Origin of the sequence: Pseudomonas sp. Irchel 3H7 (assembly GCF_900187605.1) — a bacterium.
GTDB lineage: Bacteria > Pseudomonadota > Gammaproteobacteria > Pseudomonadales > Pseudomonadaceae > Aquipseudomonas.
The window spans coordinates 99,175-117,600 of record NZ_FYEA01000014.1 but is presented as its reverse complement, the minus strand read 5'-3'; the positions used below and the strand labels follow the sequence as shown (position 1 = coordinate 117,600).

The 18,426-nt window shown below is 60.9% G+C and carries 21 protein-coding genes; 19 read left to right on the top strand and 2 right to left on the bottom strand.

Annotation, left to right across the window (positions count from 1 at the left end; all coding sequences use genetic code 11):
• Positions 1-47 precede the first annotated feature (47 nt).
• From CKW38_RS25150 to CKW38_RS25105, 10 genes are all read left to right on the top strand, one after another.
• Positions 48-419, top strand: coding sequence for a chemotaxis response regulator CheY (locus CKW38_RS25150; protein ID WP_161986607.1), 372 nt, complete (start codon positions 48-50; stop codon positions 417-419).
• Positions 420-437: 18 nt separating this feature from the next.
• On the top strand, positions 438-1,226 hold the full coding sequence (locus tag CKW38_RS25145) for a protein phosphatase CheZ (protein ID WP_007920000.1): 789 nt from the start codon (positions 438-440) through the stop codon (positions 1,224-1,226).
• Positions 1,227-1,280: 54 nt separating this feature from the next.
• A complete protein-coding gene (locus tag CKW38_RS25140) occupies positions 1,281-3,554 on the top strand; it encodes a chemotaxis protein CheA (protein WP_095114139.1) in 2,274 nt (757 codons plus the stop codon).
• A gap of 49 nt (positions 3,555-3,603) precedes the next feature.
• The gene (locus CKW38_RS25135; RefSeq protein ID WP_095114138.1) at positions 3,604-4,746 is read left to right on the top strand and encodes a chemotaxis response regulator protein-glutamate methylesterase; all 1,143 of its coding nucleotides are present in this window, start codon (positions 3,604-3,606) and stop codon (positions 4,744-4,746) included.
• Complete coding sequence (locus CKW38_RS25130) at positions 4,746-5,486, top strand: flagellar motor protein (protein WP_007919994.1); 741 nt, start codon at positions 4,746-4,748, stop codon at positions 5,484-5,486. Before CKW38_RS25135 ends, CKW38_RS25130 begins: the two co-directional genes overlap by 1 nt.
• 12 nt (positions 5,487-5,498) lie before the next feature.
• A complete protein-coding gene (motD, locus tag CKW38_RS25125) occupies positions 5,499-6,389 on the top strand; it encodes a flagellar motor protein MotD (protein ID WP_007919992.1) in 891 nt (296 codons plus the stop codon).
• Positions 6,390-6,432: 43 nt separating this feature from the next.
• The gene (locus tag CKW38_RS25120) at positions 6,433-7,221 is read left to right on the top strand and encodes a ParA family protein (RefSeq protein ID WP_007919990.1); all 789 of its coding nucleotides are present in this window, start codon (positions 6,433-6,435) and stop codon (positions 7,219-7,221) included.
• A 116-nt stretch (positions 7,222-7,337) separates the two neighbouring features.
• Positions 7,338-8,297, top strand: a complete 960-nt coding sequence (locus CKW38_RS25115) for a CheW domain-containing protein (RefSeq protein WP_095114137.1) — start codon at positions 7,338-7,340, stop codon at positions 8,295-8,297.
• A gap of 90 nt (positions 8,298-8,387) precedes the next feature.
• On the top strand, positions 8,388-8,873 hold the full coding sequence (locus CKW38_RS25110; RefSeq protein WP_007919980.1) for a chemotaxis protein CheW: 486 nt from the start codon (positions 8,388-8,390) through the stop codon (positions 8,871-8,873).
• A complete protein-coding gene (locus CKW38_RS25105) occupies positions 8,874-9,266 on the top strand; it encodes a DUF2802 domain-containing protein (RefSeq protein ID WP_007919978.1) in 393 nt (130 codons plus the stop codon).
• 97 nt (positions 9,267-9,363) lie between these two features.
• Here the strand turns inward: CKW38_RS25105 and CKW38_RS25100 are convergent, their stop codons facing one another.
• Positions 9,364-9,693 carry an EscU/YscU/HrcU family type III secretion system export apparatus switch protein gene (locus CKW38_RS25100; protein WP_007919976.1) on the bottom strand — a complete coding sequence of 110 codons (330 nt, stop codon included), beginning with the start codon at positions 9,691-9,693 and terminating at the stop codon, positions 9,364-9,366.
• Positions 9,690-11,264: a flagellar hook-length control protein FliK gene (locus CKW38_RS25095; RefSeq protein ID WP_095114136.1), complete on the bottom strand. Its 1,575-nt coding sequence runs from the start codon at positions 11,262-11,264 to the stop codon at positions 9,690-9,692. The genes CKW38_RS25100 and CKW38_RS25095 overlap by 4 nt, the downstream gene beginning before the upstream one ends.
• A 197-nt stretch (positions 11,265-11,461) precedes the next feature.
• Between CKW38_RS25095 and ccmA the strand changes: the two genes are divergently transcribed.
• From ccmA to ccmI, 9 genes are all read left to right on the top strand, one after another.
• Complete coding sequence (gene ccmA, locus CKW38_RS25090; RefSeq protein WP_095114135.1) at positions 11,462-12,097, top strand: cytochrome c biogenesis heme-transporting ATPase CcmA; 636 nt, start codon at positions 11,462-11,464, stop codon at positions 12,095-12,097.
• Positions 12,094-12,762, top strand: a complete 669-nt coding sequence (ccmB, locus tag CKW38_RS25085) for a heme exporter protein CcmB (RefSeq protein ID WP_007919970.1) — start codon at positions 12,094-12,096, stop codon at positions 12,760-12,762. Before ccmA ends, ccmB begins: the two co-directional genes overlap by 4 nt.
• A gap of 78 nt (positions 12,763-12,840) precedes the next feature.
• Positions 12,841-13,596, top strand: coding sequence for a heme ABC transporter permease (locus CKW38_RS25080; protein ID WP_016987487.1), 756 nt, complete (start codon positions 12,841-12,843; stop codon positions 13,594-13,596).
• Positions 13,593-13,769 carry a heme exporter protein CcmD gene (gene ccmD, locus CKW38_RS25075; protein ID WP_007919966.1) on the top strand — a complete coding sequence of 59 codons (177 nt, stop codon included), beginning with the start codon at positions 13,593-13,595 and terminating at the stop codon, positions 13,767-13,769. Before CKW38_RS25080 ends, ccmD begins: the two co-directional genes overlap by 4 nt.
• On the top strand, positions 13,766-14,221 hold the full coding sequence (ccmE, locus tag CKW38_RS25070) for a cytochrome c maturation protein CcmE (protein WP_007919964.1): 456 nt from the start codon (positions 13,766-13,768) through the stop codon (positions 14,219-14,221). Before ccmD ends, ccmE begins: the two co-directional genes overlap by 4 nt.
• A 3-nt stretch (positions 14,222-14,224) precedes the next feature.
• Positions 14,225-16,213, top strand: coding sequence for a heme lyase CcmF/NrfE family subunit (locus CKW38_RS25065; RefSeq protein WP_095114134.1), 1,989 nt, complete (start codon positions 14,225-14,227; stop codon positions 16,211-16,213).
• On the top strand, positions 16,210-16,746 hold the full coding sequence (locus CKW38_RS25060) for a DsbE family thiol:disulfide interchange protein (protein WP_007919961.1): 537 nt from the start codon (positions 16,210-16,212) through the stop codon (positions 16,744-16,746). The genes CKW38_RS25065 and CKW38_RS25060 overlap by 4 nt, the downstream gene beginning before the upstream one ends.
• The gene (locus CKW38_RS25055) at positions 16,743-17,213 is read left to right on the top strand and encodes a cytochrome c-type biogenesis protein (protein ID WP_007919960.1); all 471 of its coding nucleotides are present in this window, start codon (positions 16,743-16,745) and stop codon (positions 17,211-17,213) included. Before CKW38_RS25060 ends, CKW38_RS25055 begins: the two co-directional genes overlap by 4 nt.
• Positions 17,210-18,412 carry a c-type cytochrome biogenesis protein CcmI gene (gene ccmI / locus CKW38_RS25050; protein WP_007919959.1) on the top strand — a complete coding sequence of 401 codons (1,203 nt, stop codon included), beginning with the start codon at positions 17,210-17,212 and terminating at the stop codon, positions 18,410-18,412. The genes CKW38_RS25055 and ccmI overlap by 4 nt, the downstream gene beginning before the upstream one ends.
• Positions 18,413-18,426 lie beyond the last annotated feature (14 nt).

Sequence of the window (18,426 nt, the reverse complement as noted above, 5' to 3'; positions counted from 1 at the left end):
GTGCTGGGCGCGTTTAAGACTGCTTGGAGGTCGAATTGAACAAAGACATGAAAATCCTCATCGTTGATGACTTCTCAACGATGCGGCGGATCATCAAGAACCTGCTGCGTGATCTTGGGTTCACCAACACCGTCGAGGCTGACGATGGCGTGACTGCCATTCCAGTGCTCAACAGCGGCAGCATCGACTTTCTGGTAACGGACTGGAACATGCCGGGCATGACCGGTATCGACCTGCTGCGCCACGTGCGTGCCGATGAAAAGCTCAAGCACCTGCCAGTGCTGATGGTGACTGCAGAAGCCAAGCGCGAGCAGATCATTGAAGCCGCTCAGGCCGGTGTAAACGGCTACGTAGTCAAACCTTTCACGGCTCAGGCGTTGAAAGACAAAATCGAGAAGATTTTCGAACGCATCGGCTGATGAACGCGCGGGGGAGCTATGGAGCATAACGAATCTTCACAGGGCGATTTCGAGTCGACCCTGAAAAAACACGCGGTCGAACTGGTCGAAAGCCTTGAAAAAGGCAGGTTCGGCGACGCTGTGCAACTGATCCATGAGCTCAATCAGACCCGTGACCGTGGCCTGTACCAGGAAGTGGGCAAGCTCACACGTGAACTGCACAGTGCGATCGTCAACTTCCAGATCGACCCGAACATGCCGCAGGCCGAGGAAGTGTCGCAAATCACCGACGCCACCGAACGCCTGGGCTATGTGGTCAAGCTGACAGAGGCCGCGGCCAACCGCACCATGGATCTGGTGGAAAGCGCCACGCCGGTGGTCAACAGTCTGGCTGATGAAGCCCAGACCTTGAGCGCCGATTGGGGCCGCTTCATGCGTCGCGAGGTCGGGGCTGAAGAGTTCCGTGAACTGGCGCGCCGGGTCGACGGTTTTCTGTCACGCAGCAGCACGGACAACCGTGCGGTGTCGAGCAATCTCAACGACATCCTGCTGGCCCAGGATTACCAGGACCTGACCGGTCAGGTGATCAAGCGTGTGACCCAACTGGTCACCGAAGTCGAAAGCAATTTGCTCAAACTCGTGCTCATGGCCAGTCAGGTCGACCGCTTTGCGGGCATCGAACATGACCGCGCCGCGATGCTTGCAGAAAAAGATCCACAAAAACATCTCTCGCAGGGTGAAGGTCCGCAGATTCATGCCGATAAACGAGAAGACGTTGTGTCCGGTCAGGACGATGTGGACGATTTGTTATCCAGCCTCGGGTTCTAGAGTTTTGGAATTTTAGGTTTTTTGGGTTTTTAGACCTGTAGGAGCACCCCATTAATGAGCTTCGGCGCCGATGAAGAGATCCTTCAGGATTTCCTGGTTGAGGCCGGCGAGATTCTTGAGCAACTGTCCGAACAACTGGTCGAGCTGGAAAGCCGTCCGGATGACGCAGATCTGCTCAACGCAATTTTTCGCGGTTTCCACACTGTAAAAGGGGGCGCCGGCTTCCTTCAGCTCAATGAGCTGGTGGAGTGCTGTCACATCGCCGAAAACGTGTTCGACATCCTGCGCAAGGGTGAGCGTCGCGTTGATGCAGAACTGATGGACGTTGTCCTCGAAGCACTGGACGCGGTGAACAGCATGTTCAGCGAAGTCCGCGAGCGTGCTCCGATCACCGCCGCCACTCCGGAGCTGCTGGCCGCCCTGGCGCGCCTGGCCGAACCGCAAGCGGCGGACGCAGCCCCGGCTTCGCCGGTGGCCGAGATGATCGAAGAACTGGTCGTTGAAGGCGATTCCTCGGGCGACATCACTGATAACGAATTCGAGCAACTGCTGGACTCGCTGAACGCCGTCAAGGCCGAAGCCGAAGCCCCGGCCGCTGCTGCCCCTGCGCAAACGGCCGCTGAAGCCGCGAGCGATGAAATCACCGATGCCGAGTTCGAGTCGTTGCTCGATCAGTTGCACGGCAAGGGCCAGTTCGCGGTGGACGCGGTTGCGCCAGCGGCGGCAGCCCCTGCGGCACCGGCCAAGGGCGACAGCTCCGACATCACCGACGACGAATTCGAAGCACTGCTCGATCAGTTGCATGGCAAGGGCAACTTTGCCGTCGATGCGCTGGAGTCGGCGATTGCCTCGGCACCGGCGCCTGCTGCTCCAGCGGCGGCTGCTGCCGGCAGCGATCTGATCAGCGATCACGAGTTCGAATCGCTGCTCGACGAATTGCATGGCAAAGGCAAGTTCACTGATGTTGGTGCCGCGACTGCCGGCGCCGCTTCGACGGTGGCTGCGCCTGCCGCCAAGGCTGCGGCCGCTCCCGCTGCTGCGCCGAAAGCCGCGCCCAAGCCTGAGCCAAAAGCCGAAGCGCCAAAACCGGCTGCCGCTGCTGCACCGGCTCCGGCCCGTGCGCCGGCGACACCGCCACCGGAAAAACCGGCGAGCGAAGCCGAAACCACCGTGCGTGTCGACACGGCACGTCTCGACGAAATCATGAACATGGTCGGCGAGTTGGTGCTGGTGCGTAACCGTCTGGTGCGCCTGGGCCTGAACAGCGGCGATGAAGCCATGCAAAAGGCCGTGTCGAACCTCGACGTGGTCACGGCTGACTTGCAGACCGCGGTGATGAAGACGCGGATGCAGCCGATCAAGAAGGTCTTCGGGCGCTTCCCGCGTCTGGTTCGTGACCTCGCACGTCAGCTGAAGAAAGAGATCAACCTGGAACTGGTGGGTGAAGAAACCGACCTCGACAAAAACCTTGTCGAGGCCCTGGCCGACCCGCTGGTCCACTTGGTGCGCAACGCCGTCGACCACGGCATCGAATCGCCAGAAGAACGCGAAGCGTCGGGCAAGGCCCGTGGTGGTCGCGTGGTGCTGGCAGCCGAGCAAGAGGGCGACCATATCCTGCTGTCGATTTCCGATGACGGCAAAGGCATGGACCCGAATGTCCTGCGTGCCATCGCGGTAAAACGCGGTGTGATGGACAAGGACGCGGCCGATCGCCTCAGCGATACCGAGTGCTACAACCTGATTTTCGCCCCGGGTTTCTCGACCAAGACCGAGATCTCCGACGTGTCCGGCCGCGGTGTCGGCATGGACGTGGTGAAGACCAAGATTTCCCAGCTCAACGGTTCGATCAACATCTACTCGACCAAGGGCCAGGGCTCGAAGATCGTCATCAAGGTGCCGCTGACCCTCGCGATCATGCCAACCCTGATGGTCATGCTCGGCAATCAGGCGTTTGCGTTCCCGCTGGTCAACGTCAACGAAATCTTCCACCTCGACCTGTCGACCACCAACGTCGTCGACGGTCAGGAAGTGGTGATCGTGCGGGACAAGGCGCTGCCATTGTTCTACCTCAAGCGCTGGCTGGTCAGCTCCGCCGCTCACGAAGAGCAGCGTGAAGGCCACGTGGTGATCCTTTCGGTGGGCACGCAGCGGATCGGCTTCGTCGTCGATCAACTGGTCGGTCAGGAAGAAGTGGTCATCAAGCCATTGGGCAAAATGCTGCAGGGCACTCCGGGCATGTCCGGCGCCACCATTACCGGTGACGGCCGCATCGCGCTGATTCTCGATGTTCCAAGCATGCTCAAGCGTTACGCCGCACGGCGTATTTGAATCCGGGGCGGCGGGGCGACAACGTCCCGCTGCACCTAATGGAGTGTTTATGGCAGTCAAAGTCCTGGTGGTGGACGATTCGGGTTTTTTCCGCCGCCGCGTCTCGGAAATTCTTTCAGCGGATCCGAGCATTCAGGTGGTCGGCACCGCCACCAACGGTAAAGAGGCGATCGATCAGGCGCTGGCGCTCAAGCCGGACGTGATCACCATGGACTACGAGATGCCAATGATGGACGGCATCACGGCAGTGCGGCACATCATGCAGCGCTGCCCGACCCCGGTGTTGATGTTCTCCTCGCTGACGCACGAAGGCGCCCGGGTCACCCTGGATGCGCTGGACGCCGGTGCGGTGGATTTCCTGCCGAAGAATTTCGAAGACATCTCGCGTAACCCGGAGAAGGTCAAACAGTTGCTGTGCGAAAAGGTGCATAGCATCTCGCGCAGTAACCGTCGTTTCAGTGCTTACAGTGCGCCGGCTCCAGCCGCAGCACCGACGCCTGCTCCGGCGCCATCCAGCTTCAGCAGCCACAGCACCAGCGCACCGGCACGTCCGACACCCGCGCCTGTGCATGCACCTGCTCCAAGCCGTGCTCCGGCTGCCAGCGCTTCGTCGCCGGCACCGAAACGCAAAGCCTATAAACTGGTTGCCATCGGTACGTCGACGGGCGGCCCGGTGGCGCTGCAACGCGTGCTGACTCAGTTGCCAGCGAATTTCCCGGCGCCGATCGTGCTGATCCAGCACATGCCGGCGGCATTCACCAAGGCATTTGCCGAACGTCTCGACAAGCTCTGCCGCATCAGCGTCAAGGAAGCCGAGGATGGCGACATCCTGCGTCCGGGCCTGGCGTTGCTCGCGCCGGGTGGCAAGCAAATGATGATCGACGGCCGTGGCGCGGTGAAAATCCTCCCGGGCGACGAACGTCTGAACTACAAGCCGTGCGTGGACATCACTTTCGGTTCGGCGGCGAAATCCTACGGCGACAAAGTTCTGGCGGTGGTGTTGACCGGCATGGGCGCTGACGGCCGTGAAGGCGCACGTCTGCTCAAGCAGGGCGGCAGCGCGGTGTGGGCGCAGGACGAAGCCAGTTGCGTGATCTACGGCATGCCGATGGCCATCGTTAAAGCCGACCTCGCCGACGCGGTATACAGCCTCGACGACATCGGCAAACACATTGTCGAGGCGTGTCTCTGATGGATGTTTTAAGCCTTATCGGGATCATCATGGCGTTCGTCGCCATCATCGGCGGTAACTACCTTGAAGGTGGTCACCTCGGTGCGCTGGCCAACGGCCCGGCGGCATTGATCGTACTGGGCGGCACCGTCGGTGCCGCACTGCTGCAATCGCCGATGAGCGCGTTCAAACGCGCCATGCAGATCCTCGCCTGGATTCTGTTTCCGCCACGGGTCGATCTGGCCGGTGGCATTGATCGCGTGGTCAACTGGAGCCTCACCGCGCGCAAGGAAGGCCTGCTGGGCTTGGAAGGCGTGGCGGATGCCGAACCGGACAACTACTCGCGCAAAGGCCTGCAACTGCTGGTCGACGGTGCTGAGCCGGAAGCGATCCGCAGCATCCTCGAAGTGGATTTCTACACCCAGGAAGCCCGCGACATCGAGGCGGCGAAAGTCTTTGAAAGCATGGGCGGCTACGCGCCAACCATCGGCATTATCGGTGCGGTGATGGGCCTGATTCACGTGATGGGCAACCTCGCCGATCCGACGCAACTGGGCAGCGGCATCGCCGTGGCGTTCGTCGCGACCATTTACGGCGTGGCCAGTGCCAACCTGGTGTTGCTGCCGGTGGCGGCCAAGCTGAAGTCAATCGCGTTGCGGCAGTCGCGTTATCGCGAAATGTTGTTGGAAGGGATCCTGTCGATCGCCGAAGGTGAAAACCCTCGCTCCATTGAGTTGAAGCTGCAAGGCTTCATGGATTAAGGGAATAACCTCATGGCTCGTCGTCGCCACCAGGAAGAACACGTCAATCACGAGCGCTGGCTCGTGTCCTACGCGGATTTCATCACGCTACTGTTCGCGTTCTTCGTGGTGATGTACTCGATTTCGTCGATCAACGAAGGTAAGTACAAAGTCATTTCCGAAGCGCTGATCGGGGTCTTCACCGACTCCGACCGCTCGCTCAAACCGATCCCGATTGGTGATGAACGACCGAAGACCGTGACCCCGGCCAAGCCGCTGGTCAAGGACGCCGAACAGGTCGACGCCGGTATCGCCGGCGCCAGCGATCCACTGAAAAGCATTGCCGATGACATCAGCGCCGCCTTCGGTGACTTGATCAGCTCTAATCAGATGACCGTGCGTGGCAACGAACTGTGGGTCGAGATCGAACTCAACTCCAGCCTGTTGTTCGGCAGCGGTGACGCCATGCCAAGCGACATCGCCTTCAACATCATCGACAAGGTCGCGGCGATTCTGAAGCCGTTCGATAACCCGATCCACGTCGAAGGTTTCACCGATGATCAGCCGATCCGCACCGCGCAGTACCCGACCAACTGGGAGCTGTCTTCGGCGCGTTCGGCGAGCATCGTGCGCATGCTGGCGATGCAGGGTGTCAATCCTGGCCGCCTGGCCTCGGTCGGTTACGGTGAGTTCCAGCCGGTCGCCAATAACGCCACCGCTGAAGGCCGTGCGAAAAACCGTCGTGTGGTGCTGGTGGTGTCGCGCAATCTCGATGTGCGCCGCAGCCTCACGGGCACCGGAACCGCCAATGCGCAACCGGACGCTGCATTGAAGCGGGCTGGCACACAAACTGCACCGACCCCGGTCAAGACGCCGGGACGCGAGAGTGCCGTCAATTCTCCGTCACCCGCATTAACACGCTGAGCTATGTCTCGGTCGAGCATATCGGCCGGGAGGAACGAACCGAATGAGAGTCTGGGCAGTCGCCAATCAAAAGGGTGGTGTCGGTAAAACCACATCTTCCATCGCTTTAGCCGGATTGCTGGCCGAGGCGGGCAAGCGCGTGGTTGTGGTCGATCTCGACCCGCACGGCTCGATGACCAGCTATTTCGGCTACGACCCCGACAGCCTGGAACACAGCAACTACGACCTGTTTCTGCACAAGGGCAGCGTGCCGCAAGGCCTGCCGGGGCAGCTGCTGTTGTCGACCAGTGACGAACGTATTTCGCTGCTGCCATCGAGCACCGCGCTGGCAACCCTTGAGCGTCAGTCGCCGGGGCAGAGTGGCCTGGGTCTGGTAATCGCCAAGAGTCTGGCGCAGCTGTGGCAGGACTTCGATTACGCGGTGATTGACAGCCCGCCGTTGCTCGGCGTACTGATGGTCAACGCCCTGGCGGCGAGCCAGCAACTGGTGATCCCGGTGCAGACCGAACACTTGGCCGTCAAAGGCTTGGAACGCATGGTCAACACCTTGGCGATGATCAATCGCTCGCGCAAACAGGCGTTGCCGTTCAGTATCGTGCCGACCCTGTTCGATCGCCGTACGCAGGCATCGATGCATACCTTGCGTGTGCTGCGCGACAAATTCCCAGAAGAGATCTGGCAGGGTTATATCCCGGTCGATACTCGTCTGCGCGATGCCAGCCGGGCCGGCGTAACGCCTTCGCAATTCGACGGCAAGAGCCGTGGCGTGCTGGCGTATCGCGCGCTGCTCAAGCATCTGTTGGCGCAACAACTTGTTCCGCAGGTGGCTTGAATGACGTTGAACCTTGTAGGAGCTGCCGCAGGCTGCGATCTTTTGATCTTGCTTTGTGGCGCTCCTGAAAAGATCAAAAGATCGCAGCCTGCGGCAGCTCCTACATGGGGTTGCGTATGAATCGGCCGGTCAAGTTGACGTCGAAGCCGCAATTGGCGCTGCAGTCTTATCTGGATAATTTGCTGCAGGAAATTCCTGAGGAGCTGCCGCCGGTCATTGAGGCGCAGCCTGAAGTTGTGGAAAGCAGCGAGGCGCTGGACGAGTTTCAGGCCGCGGTGCTGGAAGAGCAGGCGCGTGACGCGCAGAAAGCGGCCAGGCCTGCTGCGCCGGTTGCCGCGCCTGCCGTTGCAGCGGTTGCCAAAGCGCCGGTGGCTTTGATCGAGGAAGCAGCGCCGGTTCGTGCATCGGTCTCGACGCTCGCTCCGCTGCTGCAAACCCAATTGCTGAAAACCGCGCCGGAACCGGTCGTGGTCGAACCAGCTCCGGCACCCGTCGCACCCGCACCCGTCGAGCAGACGCTGGTTCCGCCGCTGGTGGAAGTGCATCTGCCGCCGAACAACACGCCGCCACCGGTGGAAACCGACGGACGTCCGGCGTGGGCCTCGGAAGCCTTCGAATGCCTGCTGTTCGACGTCGCTGGCCTGACCCTCGCCGTGCCGCTGGTGTGCCTCGGCTCGATCTATTCGCTGGCCGGCCATGAGCTGACGCCGTTGTTCGGTCAGCCGGAATGGTTCCTCGGGATTCTGCCGAGCCAGGCCGGCAACCTGAAAGTGCTGGACACCGCGCGCTGGGTCATGCCCGATCGCTATCGCGATGACTTCCGTCAGGGCCTGCAGTACGTGATTTCGGTACAAGGTTACGAGTGGGGGCTGGCAGTGCATCAGGTCAGCCGCTCGTTGCGTCTGGACCCGAATGAAATCAAATGGAGAAGTCACCGGGGTCAGCGGCCATGGCTCGCCGGCACCGTGATTGAGCACATGTGTGCATTGCTTGACGTTTCCGCACTGGCCGAGTTGATCGCCAGCGGTGGGGCAAAGCACCTCGGCGGCCACAAGCCGCTACATAAACCGACATAGCTGCCGACATAACAATCAGGCGACGGCATTGTTGAATGCCGCCACACAGAACGCACACCGCTCAGAGCGGTTTTTTCGAGGGGTCAGGGTATGAGTAGTCAGGCGACGAATGCAAAAGGTTCTGAAGATCCGATCCTGCAATGGGTAACCTTCAAACTGGACAACGAAACCTACGGCATCAACGTGATGCGCGTTCAGGAAGTGCTGCGCTACACCGAGATCGCTCCAGTGCCAGGTGCACCGAGCTACGTGCTGGGCATCATCAACCTGCGCGGTAACGTGGTCACCGTGATCGACACTCGTCAGCGCTTCGGCCTGAACAGCGGCGAGATCAGCGACAACACCCGTATCGTCATCATCGAAGCCGATAAGCAAGTCGTCGGCATCATGGTCGACAGCGTGGCCGAAGTGGTTTACCTGCGTCAGTCGGAAATCGAGACGGCGCCAAACGTCGGCAACGAAGAATCGGCCAAGTTCATCCAGGGCGTGTGCAACAAGAACAACGAGTTGCTGATCCTGGTCGAGCTGGACAAGATGATGAGCGAAGAAGAATGGTCGGACCTGGAGAATATCTGATTGATTCTCGAGGTCGCGGTCATTGTCCTGTTCCTCTTCTGGGCAGGCACGCTGGCAATGTTTGTGTCGTACATCAAGGCGCAGCGCGTCATCGCTGCGCAACAGGCCCAGGGCGATGCGCTGCGTGATCAGCGCATCAAGGAACTGGCCAAGCGTGTCGACGATTACCAGAACGGCAATGTGCGCATGGGCGACGCCCTGCACGAGTTGCGCGCGGTGGTGAGTCCGTTGCCGGACAAGATTGTCGCGCTTGAACAACGCGACCCGTCGAGCCTGTCATTCGCCCAGGCGGCGAAACTGGTAGGCATGGGCGCAAGCGTCGATGAACTGACTCAGTCCTGTGGGTTGACCCAGGCTGAGGCGGAGTTGATGCGCAAGCTTCACAAGAACTAGAAGCAAGATCAAAAGATCGCAGCCTTCGGCAGCTCCTACAGGGAAACGCATTCCAATGTAGGAGCTGCCGAAGGCTGCGATCTTTTGCTTTTAAGGCTTAATAATCATCGCCGCGATCAGTGATGTCCTTCTCGACCATCGGCGCATTCGGGTCCTGCCCCTCGGGGAATTTGCCCTTCAGATTCCACGCAAACGCGATGATCTCGGCGATGGTGCGATACAGCTCTTCGGGAATGCTGTCGCCCAGTTCCATCCTCGCCAGCAAGCGCACCAATTCAGCATTCTCATAGATCGGCACTTCGCAATCACGAGCAATGCGCAGGATTTCTTCGGCCAGTTCATCATCACCCTTGGCGGTGAGGGTCGGGGCGTGGTTGCCGTCGTACTTGAGGGCGATGGCCTGGCGTGGGGCAGTGGAATCGTTCATGCGGTTTCGTCGACCCAGCGGTGTTCGAGGCGGGTTTGGTTGCCCTGCGGCGGGGTGCCGAGGTGGCAGTCGATGTCGCCAACGTTCAGCCCGCGATCGAGCAGGCGCTGGCGCAGGGCGAACAGGTTGTTGCCGATCAGGTCGGCGGTGTAAGGCCGTTCGGCCCACAGTTGGCTGGACAGGCTGCCGGCGATCAACTGCGCCTGAATCTGCATCGGCCCGAGCGGTTCCATGTCGAACGCCAGATCGACGCGCCACAGTTGCTGCTTGGGCTCGCGCTCGTCGCGGCGTTCGTTGGGTTGCGGTTCTCGCTCCGGCGCTTCTTCACGCTGAAACTTGACCTGCAACGGCACGATGTCCTGCAGATTGCGCATGGGAATTTCCAGTTGCCAGGTGCTGAGCAGGCGCCCATCGTCGGTGACGCCGGTCTGCTCCAGGCTCGACAGTTGATGGCTTTGCAGGCGCGAAACCGCGGCAGCAGCGAGGCGCAGCAATTGCTCCAGATCGCCTTCGCCGTCCTGACTTTGCAGCAAACGCTCGGGCAGCGGGAAGCTGCTGGGCACCGGTTTGGCGCTGACCTGGCCGAGCATGCCGAGGGCGTTACGGACGAAGCTCGGCAGCGCTTGCGCCAAGGTGTTGGCGGCGATGATCGCGTTGAAACTGGTGCTGCTCGGCAGGCCCGGGGTCAGTTGTGCGATCAGCTTGAGCAGATCGGCTTTCATGTCCGGAGCCAGCGTCGGGTTCTGGCCGGTCAGCAGTTTTGCTTCGAGGAACGCGCCGCTGTTGGCCAGCGCCAGCGCGACGCCTTTGGCGGTGCTCAGTTGTTGCACGTCTGGCAGGCTGGCAAGGAGTTTGTCGACCACCGCGCGCAAATCCTGCGATGTCTGATCGGTATCGCTCGGCAGATTCTGCAAAGCATTCAGCAACCCTGTCAGGGAGGCCTGACGACTTTGCTGACCGAGCAGTTGCTGACTGACTGCCAGTTGTTCCTGGCGGCTGCTCATCGGCAGAAACTTGAGGGTTTGTGAGTCTTCCACCAACGCCGACAGCAAGGTGCCAATGCGCAGCGGCTGCGGGCTGTCGATGGTCAATGTGCTGCCGCTCTGTGCGGTGTTGAGCAGGCTGACCAGCGAGCGGAACACCGCTGCCTGCCCCGGCGTCTGCGGTAGCGCCTGCGAGGTCAGCACTTTGCCTTGCAGCAGCGTGCCGACCGGCAATTGCGCGGTGTCGATGCGGGTGAGGGTGGCGACGCTGCTGGCAATCGCCTGCTGCACGGTAATCGCCAGGTTGCCCGCCGAGGGCTGGGTGATCGCCAGGCTGGTGCCTTGCGGCAACGGCAGATTGCTGGTCGCCTGCACGGTGGTCTGGCGTCCGCCGTCGACGGTCACCTTGAGCAATAACTGAAAAGTCTGATCCGCCTGTTTGAGCGACAACACCTCGGCTTTGGCGCTTTGCCCGGCGCCGATCAGGCCTTCGACCGGGGTCAAAAGCTTGAGCAGCTCACCGACCTGCGGGCGAACGGTCGCCGGGGTGGTGGGCGGGAGCGGGAGGATGTTCATTTCGCCTGTCATACGCGGACACAACCTGAGGAAATTGCACTCTTGAGAGTAAGGCACGACATGTATAATGCCGCCCGTCTTGCGCTTCGAATAAAAAACATAGCAATTGTTTGACCCAGCTCTCTAGATCGAGCCGTCAATGCATCTATGCTGCATCTCTTTAACGGCCGCGCCAGAGCCGACTTGAACCGTATAAGGCCCGTGATCCCTTGACCAGTCCTGTCCTGCAAACCGTTGCCCTCGCGTGTGAACGTGATCTGCGGCTGCTCTTCGAAAATCTCGAATTGAGACTCGCCAGTGGCGATATGGTGCAGATCAGCGGACCCAACGGCAGCGGCAAGACCAGCCTGTTACGCCTGCTATCCGGGTTGATGCAGCCGACCGCCGGGCAAGTCCTGCTCAATGGCCAGCCGCTGAGCGAACAACGCAGCGAACTCGCACGCAACCTGCTGTGGATCGGCCACGCCGCCGGGATCAAGGATTTGCTGACCCCGGAAGAAAACCTCTCCTGGCTCTGCGCGCTGCATCATCCCGCCGAACGCGAGGCCATCTGGCAAGCGCTGGCAGCTGTAGGATTGCGCGGTTTCGAAGATGTTCCCTGCCATAGCCTGTCCGCCGGTCAGCAGCGCCGCGTGGCGCTGGCACGCTTGTATCTCGACAGCCCGCCGCTGTGGATTCTCGATGAGCCGTTCACCGCGCTGGACAAGCAAGGCGTGGCGCAGCTCGAAGAACATCTGGCCGGGCACTGCGAACGCGGTGGTCTGGTGGTGTTGACCACGCACCACACGCTGAGCCGGATGCCGGCCGGTTATCGCGACATCGATCTGGGGAACTGGGCAGTATGAGTGTGTTTGGCCTGCTGGTTGCCCGTGAATCCCGATTGCTGTTTCGCCGCCCGGCGGAACTGGCCAATCCACTGATTTTCTTCGCCATCGTCATCGCATTGTTCCCGCTGGCCGTCGGCCCGGAAACTCAAGTGTTGCAAAACCTGTCCCCCGGGTTAGTCTGGGTGGCGGCGCTGTTGTCGGTCCTGCTCTCGCTGGACGGGCTGTTCCGCAGTGATTTCGAAGACGGATCCCTGGAACAGTGGGTCCTTTCGTCGCACCCGCTGCCACTTCTGGTCTTGGCCAAGGTGCTGGCACACTGGCTTTTCTCCGGTCTGGCACTGGTTCTGCTCTCACCGCTGCTGGCGTTGATGCTCGGTTTGCCTGCCGCCTGTCTGCCGGTTTTGCTGCTTTCGTTGCTGCTGGGAACACCGGTGCTGAGCTTGCTCGGCGCGGTGGGCGCGGCGCTGACGGTCGGTTTGAAGCGTGGCGGCCTGTTGCTGGCGCTGCTGATTTTGCCGTTGTACATCCCGGTGTTGATCCTTGGCAGTGGCGCCTTGCAGGCCGCTCTACAAGGCATGCCGGCGACCGGGTATCTGCTGTGGCTGGGTAGCCTGACCGCCCTGGCGATCACCCTGACACCGTTTGCAATAGCTGCTGGCCTGAAGATCAGCGTCGGCGAATAATGAGGTCTGGTTAAAATTTAACCAGCAAAGACCCTGAGACTGCTCACACCGATGAGCGGCACCCGTGATGGAAACAGTATGAACTGGACCTGGTTTCACAAGCTCGGCTCGCCCAAGTGGTTCTACGGCATCAGCAGCAAGTTCTTGCCATGGCTGAGCATCGCAGCGTTGCTGCTGATTGGCGTCGGCGTCGTTTGGGGCCTGGCCTTCGCGCCGCCGGATTATCAGCAAGGCAACAGCTTTCGCATCATCTATATCCACGTACCTGCCGCGATGCTCGCACAGTCGATCTACGTGATGCTGGCGGTGTGCGGTGTGGTCGGGCTGGTGTGGAAGATGAAACTGGCCGACGTCGCCCTGCAATGCGCCGCACCGATCGGCGCGTGGATGACCGCCGTAGCGCTGGTCACCGGGGCGATCTGGGGCAAACCGACGTGGGGCTCGTGGTGGGTCTGGGACGCGCGTCTGACCTCGATGCTGATTCTGCTGTTTCTGTACTTCGGCGTGATCGCGCTGGGCAATGCCATCAGCAACCGCGACAGCGCCGCCAAGGCCTGCGCCGTGCTGGCCATCGTCGGTGTGATCAACATTCCGATCATCAAATACTCGGTGGAGTGGTGGAACACCCTGCACCAGGGCGCGACCTTCACCCTCACCGAAAAACCGGCGATGCCGGCGGAAATGTGGCTGCCACTGCTGCTGACGGTGCTGGGTTTCTACTGCTTCTTCGGCGCCGTGCTGTTGCTGCGCATGCGCCTTGAAGTGCTCAAGCGCGAAGCCCGCGCCAGTTGGGTGAAAGAAGAAGTGCAGCACAGTCTGGAGGCCGCTCGATGAGTTTTGCTTCATTCGGCGACTTCCTCGCCATGGGCCATCATGGCCTGTATGTCTGGTCGGCCTACGGCATCTGTCTGGCGGTGCTGGTCCTCAACGTGGTGGCGCCGATTGCGGCCCGCAAGCGCTATCTGCAACAAGAGGCGCGTCGTCTGCGCCGGGAGAACGGCAAGTGAATCCGCTGCGCAAGAAACGTCTGATCATCATTCTGGCCATTCTGGTCGGGGTCGGCGCTGCCGTCGGCCTGGCCCTCAGCGCCCTGCAGCAGAACATCAATCTGTTCTACACGCCGACCCAGATCGCCAACGGCGAAGCGCCGCAAGACACGCGCATTCGCGCCGGAGGCATGGTTGAGGCCGGTTCGTTGCAGCGCTCGAAAGATTCGCTGGACGTCAAATTCGTCGTCACCGACTTCAATAAATCCGTGACCATCGCCTATCGCGGCATCCTCCCGGATCTGTTCCGCGAAGGGCAGGGCATCGTCGCCCTCGGCAAGCTCAACGCCGACGGCGTGGTAGTGGCCGATGAAGTGCTGGCCAAGCACGACGAGAAGTACATGCCGCCGGAAGTGACCAAAGCCTTGAAAGACAGCGGTCAATCGGCACCAACGCCTGCGAAGGAGGGTTGATCGATGACATCGGCAATTTTTATTCCTGAACTCGGTCATCTGGCGATGATCCTGGCGCTGTGTTTTGCGCTGGTGCAGGCCGTGGTGCCATTGATTGGCGCCTGGCGCGGCGACCGTTTCTGGATGAGTCTGGCCCAGCCTGCCGCGTGGGGGCAGTTTGCGTTTTTGCTGTTCGCGTTCGGCATTCTGACCTACGCGTTCATGACCGATGACTTCTCCGTCGCCTATGTGGCGAACAACTCCAATACCGCGTTGCCGTGGTACTACAAATTCAGTGCAGTGTGGGGCGCCCACGAAGGGTCGTTGCTGCTCTGGGCCCTGATTCTCGGTGGCTGGACCTTTGCCGTGTCGGTGTTCTCGCGGCAGTTGCCGCAAGTCATGCTGGCGCGAGTGCTGGCGGTGATGGGCATGATCAGCACCGGTTTCCTGCTGTTCCTGATCCTCACGTCCAACCCGTTCAAACGCATCCTGCCGCAAATGCCCAGCAATGGCGCTGACCTCAATCCACTGTTGCAAGACATCGGCCTGATCGTGCACCCGCCGATGTTGTACATGGGTTACGTCGGTTTTTCGGTGGCGTTCGCCTTCGCTATCGCCGCGTTGATGGGCGGTCGCCTTGATGCCGCGTGGGCACGCTGGTCGCGTCCGTGGACCATCGTTGCCTGGGCCTTCCTCGGCATCGGTATTACCCTCGGTTCGTGGTGGGCGTATTACGAACTCGGCTGGGGTGGCTGGTGGTTCTGGGACCCGGTGGAAAACGCCTCGTTCATGCCATGGCTGGTCGGCACCGCGCTGATTCACTCGCTGGCGGTCACGGAAAAACGTGGCGTGTTCAAGAGCTGGACGGTGTTGCTGGCGATTGCTGCGTTTTCGCTGAGCCTGCTTGGTACGTTCCTCGTGCGTTCCGGCGTGCTGACTTCGGTGCATGCGTTTGCCTCCGATCCGGAGCGCGGCGTGTTCATCCTGATCTTTCTGTTGTTCGTGGTCGGCGGCTCGCTGACGCTGTTCGCCCTGCGCGCACCCGTGGTCAAGAGTCAGGTCGGTTTCAACCTGTGGTCGCGGGAAACCCTGCTGCTGGGCAACAACCTGGTGCTGGTCGTTGCTGCGTCGATGATTCTGCTCGGTACGCTGTATCCGCTGATTCTTGATGCCCTGAGCGGCGCGAAAATGTCGGTCGGCCCGCCGTACTTCAACGCGCTGTTCATTCCGTTGATGGCGCTGCTGATGATGGTCATGGCGGTCGGCGTGATCGTGCGCTGGAAAGACACGCCGGTGAAATGGCTGGCCGGCATGCTGACCCCGGTGCTGCTCGGCAGCGTCGCGCTGGCGGTGGTGGCCGGTGTCGCTTACGGCGATTTCAACTGGGCGGTGGTCGCGACCTTCCTGCTCGCTGCGTGGGTATTGCTCGCCGGTGCGCGCGACATCGTCGACAAGACCCGGCACAAAGGCTTGATCAAAGGTTTACCGACCCTGACCCGCAGTTATTGGGGCATGCAGATCGCGCACCTCGGCATCGCCGTGTGTGCGCTCGGCGTGGTGTTGTCGAGTCAGAACAGTGCCGAACGCGATCTGCGTCTGGCACCGGGCGAGTCGATGGATCTGGCCGGTTATCACTTCGTCTTCGAAGGCGCCAAGCACTTCGAAGGGCCGAACTTCACCTCGGACAAAGGCACGATTCGGGTCATTCGTGACGGCAAGGAAGTCAGCGTGCTGCACCCGGAAAAACGTCTGTACACCGTGCAGAACTCGGTGATGACCGAAGCCGGTATCGACGCCGGTTTCACCCGTGACCTTTACGTCGCCCTCGGTGAACCGCTGGACAACGGCGCGTGGGCGGTGCGCGTGCACGTCAAACCGTTCGTGCGCTGGATCTGGTTCGGCGGCTTGCTCACTGGTTTTGGTGGATTGCTGGCGGCGCTGGATCGACGTTATCGGGTCAAGGTGAAAGCCAAGGTGCGTGAAGCACTGGGCATGACGGGAGCGGCTGCATGAGACGTTGGTTGATGCTGGTGCCACTGGCGATTTTTCTGCTGGTGGCGGTGTTTCTTTATCGCGGTCTGTATCTCGATCCGGCGGAGTTGCCGTCGGCGATGATCAACAAGCCGTTCCCGGAGTTTTCCCTGCCCAACGTGCAGGGCGACAAGAGCCTGACCAAAGCTGACATTCTCGGCAAACCGGCGCTGGTCAACGTTTGGGGCACCTGGTGCATTTCCTGCCGGGTCGAGCATCCGGTGCTGAACAAACTCGCCGAGCGCGGCGTGGTGATCTACGGCATCAACTACAAGGACACCAACGCTGATGCCTTGAAGTGGCTGGCCGAATTCCACAATCCGTATGCGCTGGACATCCGTGACGACGAGGGCTCGCTGGGACTGAACCTCGGCGTCTACGGCGCGCCGGAAACCTTTTTCATCGACGCCAAGGGCATCATCCGCGACAAGTATGTCGGCGTGATTGATGAACAAGTCTGGCGCGAAAAACTCGCAGCCAAGTATCAGGCGCTGGTCGATGAGGCCAAGCCATGAAGCGCTTTATGGCTGCGCTGATATTGGGTTTGAGTCTGGTCGGTGTCGCCCATGCCGCCATCGACACCTACGAGTTCGCCAAAGAAGGCGATCGTGAGCGTTTTCGCGAGTTGACCAAGGAACTGCGCTGCCCCAAGTGCCAGAACCAGGACATCGCTGACTCCAACGCACCGATTGCCGCGGACCTGCGCAAAGAGATTTTCCGCATGCTCGGCGAGGGCAAGGACAACCAGCAGATCATCGACTTCATGGTCGATCGCTACGGTGATTTCGTTCGCTACAAACCGGCGCTCAACGCCAAGACTGCTCTGCTCTGGTTCGGCCCGGCCGGCCTGCTGCTCGGTGGTCTGGTGGTGATCGCGGTGATCGTCCGCCGTCGTCGCGGCCAGCGTGCCGAGACTCCGCAAGCGCTGTCCAGCGAAGAGCGTCAGCGCCTCGACCAACTGTTGGATAAAAACCAAGAATGATTGATTTCTGGCTTGCCGCAGGGCTGTTGCTTCTGGTCGCCCTGAGTTTTCTGCTGATCCCGGTTTTGCGCGAACGTCGCGCCCAGCGTGAAGAGGATCGTACTGCCCTGAACGTTGCGCTGTATCAGGAGCGCGTCGCCGAGTTGCAATCGCAACAGGCTGAAGGCGTGCTCGACGCCGCGCAAATGGACAGCGGTCGTGCCGAGGCGGCGCGTGAGTTGCTGGCCGATACCGAAGGGGTTGCCGCACCGCGTATCTCGAAACTGGGTAAACCGTTGCCGCTGCTGGCGGCAGTCTTGGTGCCAGTGCTGGGCCTCGGCCTGTATATGCACTTCGGTGCTGCCGACAAAGTCGAGCTGACCCGCGAATTTGCCCAGGCACCGCAGTCGATGGAAGAAATGACCCAGCGTCTGGAACGTGCTGTTGCGGCGCAACCGGATTCTGCCGAAGGCCTGTATTTCCTCGGTCGTACCTACATGGCGCAAGAGCGTCCGGCGGACGCGGCGAAGATGTTCGAACGCGCTGCCAATCTGGCCGGACGTCAACCGGAGCTGCTCGGTCAGTGGGCGCAGGCGCAGTATTTTGCTGATGGCAAAAAGTGGTCGGCGAAGATTCAGGCCCTGACTGACGAAGCGCTGAAGGCGGATCCGAAAGAAGTGACCAGCCTTGGTTTGCTCGGTATCGCTGCGTTTGAAGGCGAGCGTTATCAGGAAGCCATCGACTACTGGAACCGTCTGCTGGCGCAACTGCCGCCTGAGGATAGCTCCCGCGCCGCGCTGCAAGGCGGGATCAAACGCGCCGCCGAACGTCTGGAAGCCAGTGGCGGCAAGGTCGCTCAGGCGCCCGTAGCCGCGAAAGCCGCTTTGTTGAAAGTCAGCGTCGATCTGGCCAGCGAACTCAGAAGCAAAGTGCAACCGGGCGACAGCGTGTTCATTTTCGCCCGCGCCACCTCCGGTCCACCGGCACCGCTGGCAGCCAAACGCCTGACCGTGGCCGATCTGCCGGTGACCGTCGAACTGGGCGATGCTGACGCAATGATGCCGCAGTTGAAACTGTCGAACTTCCCTGAAGTCCAACTGGTTGCGCGCATCTCCCGCGCCGGCCAACCGACTGCCGGCGAGTGGGTCGGTCGCAGCGGCCCTCTGGCCAGCAGCACCACTGCGCTACAAAAACTGACCATCGACAGCCCGGACAAATAGCCGGACACAACAGG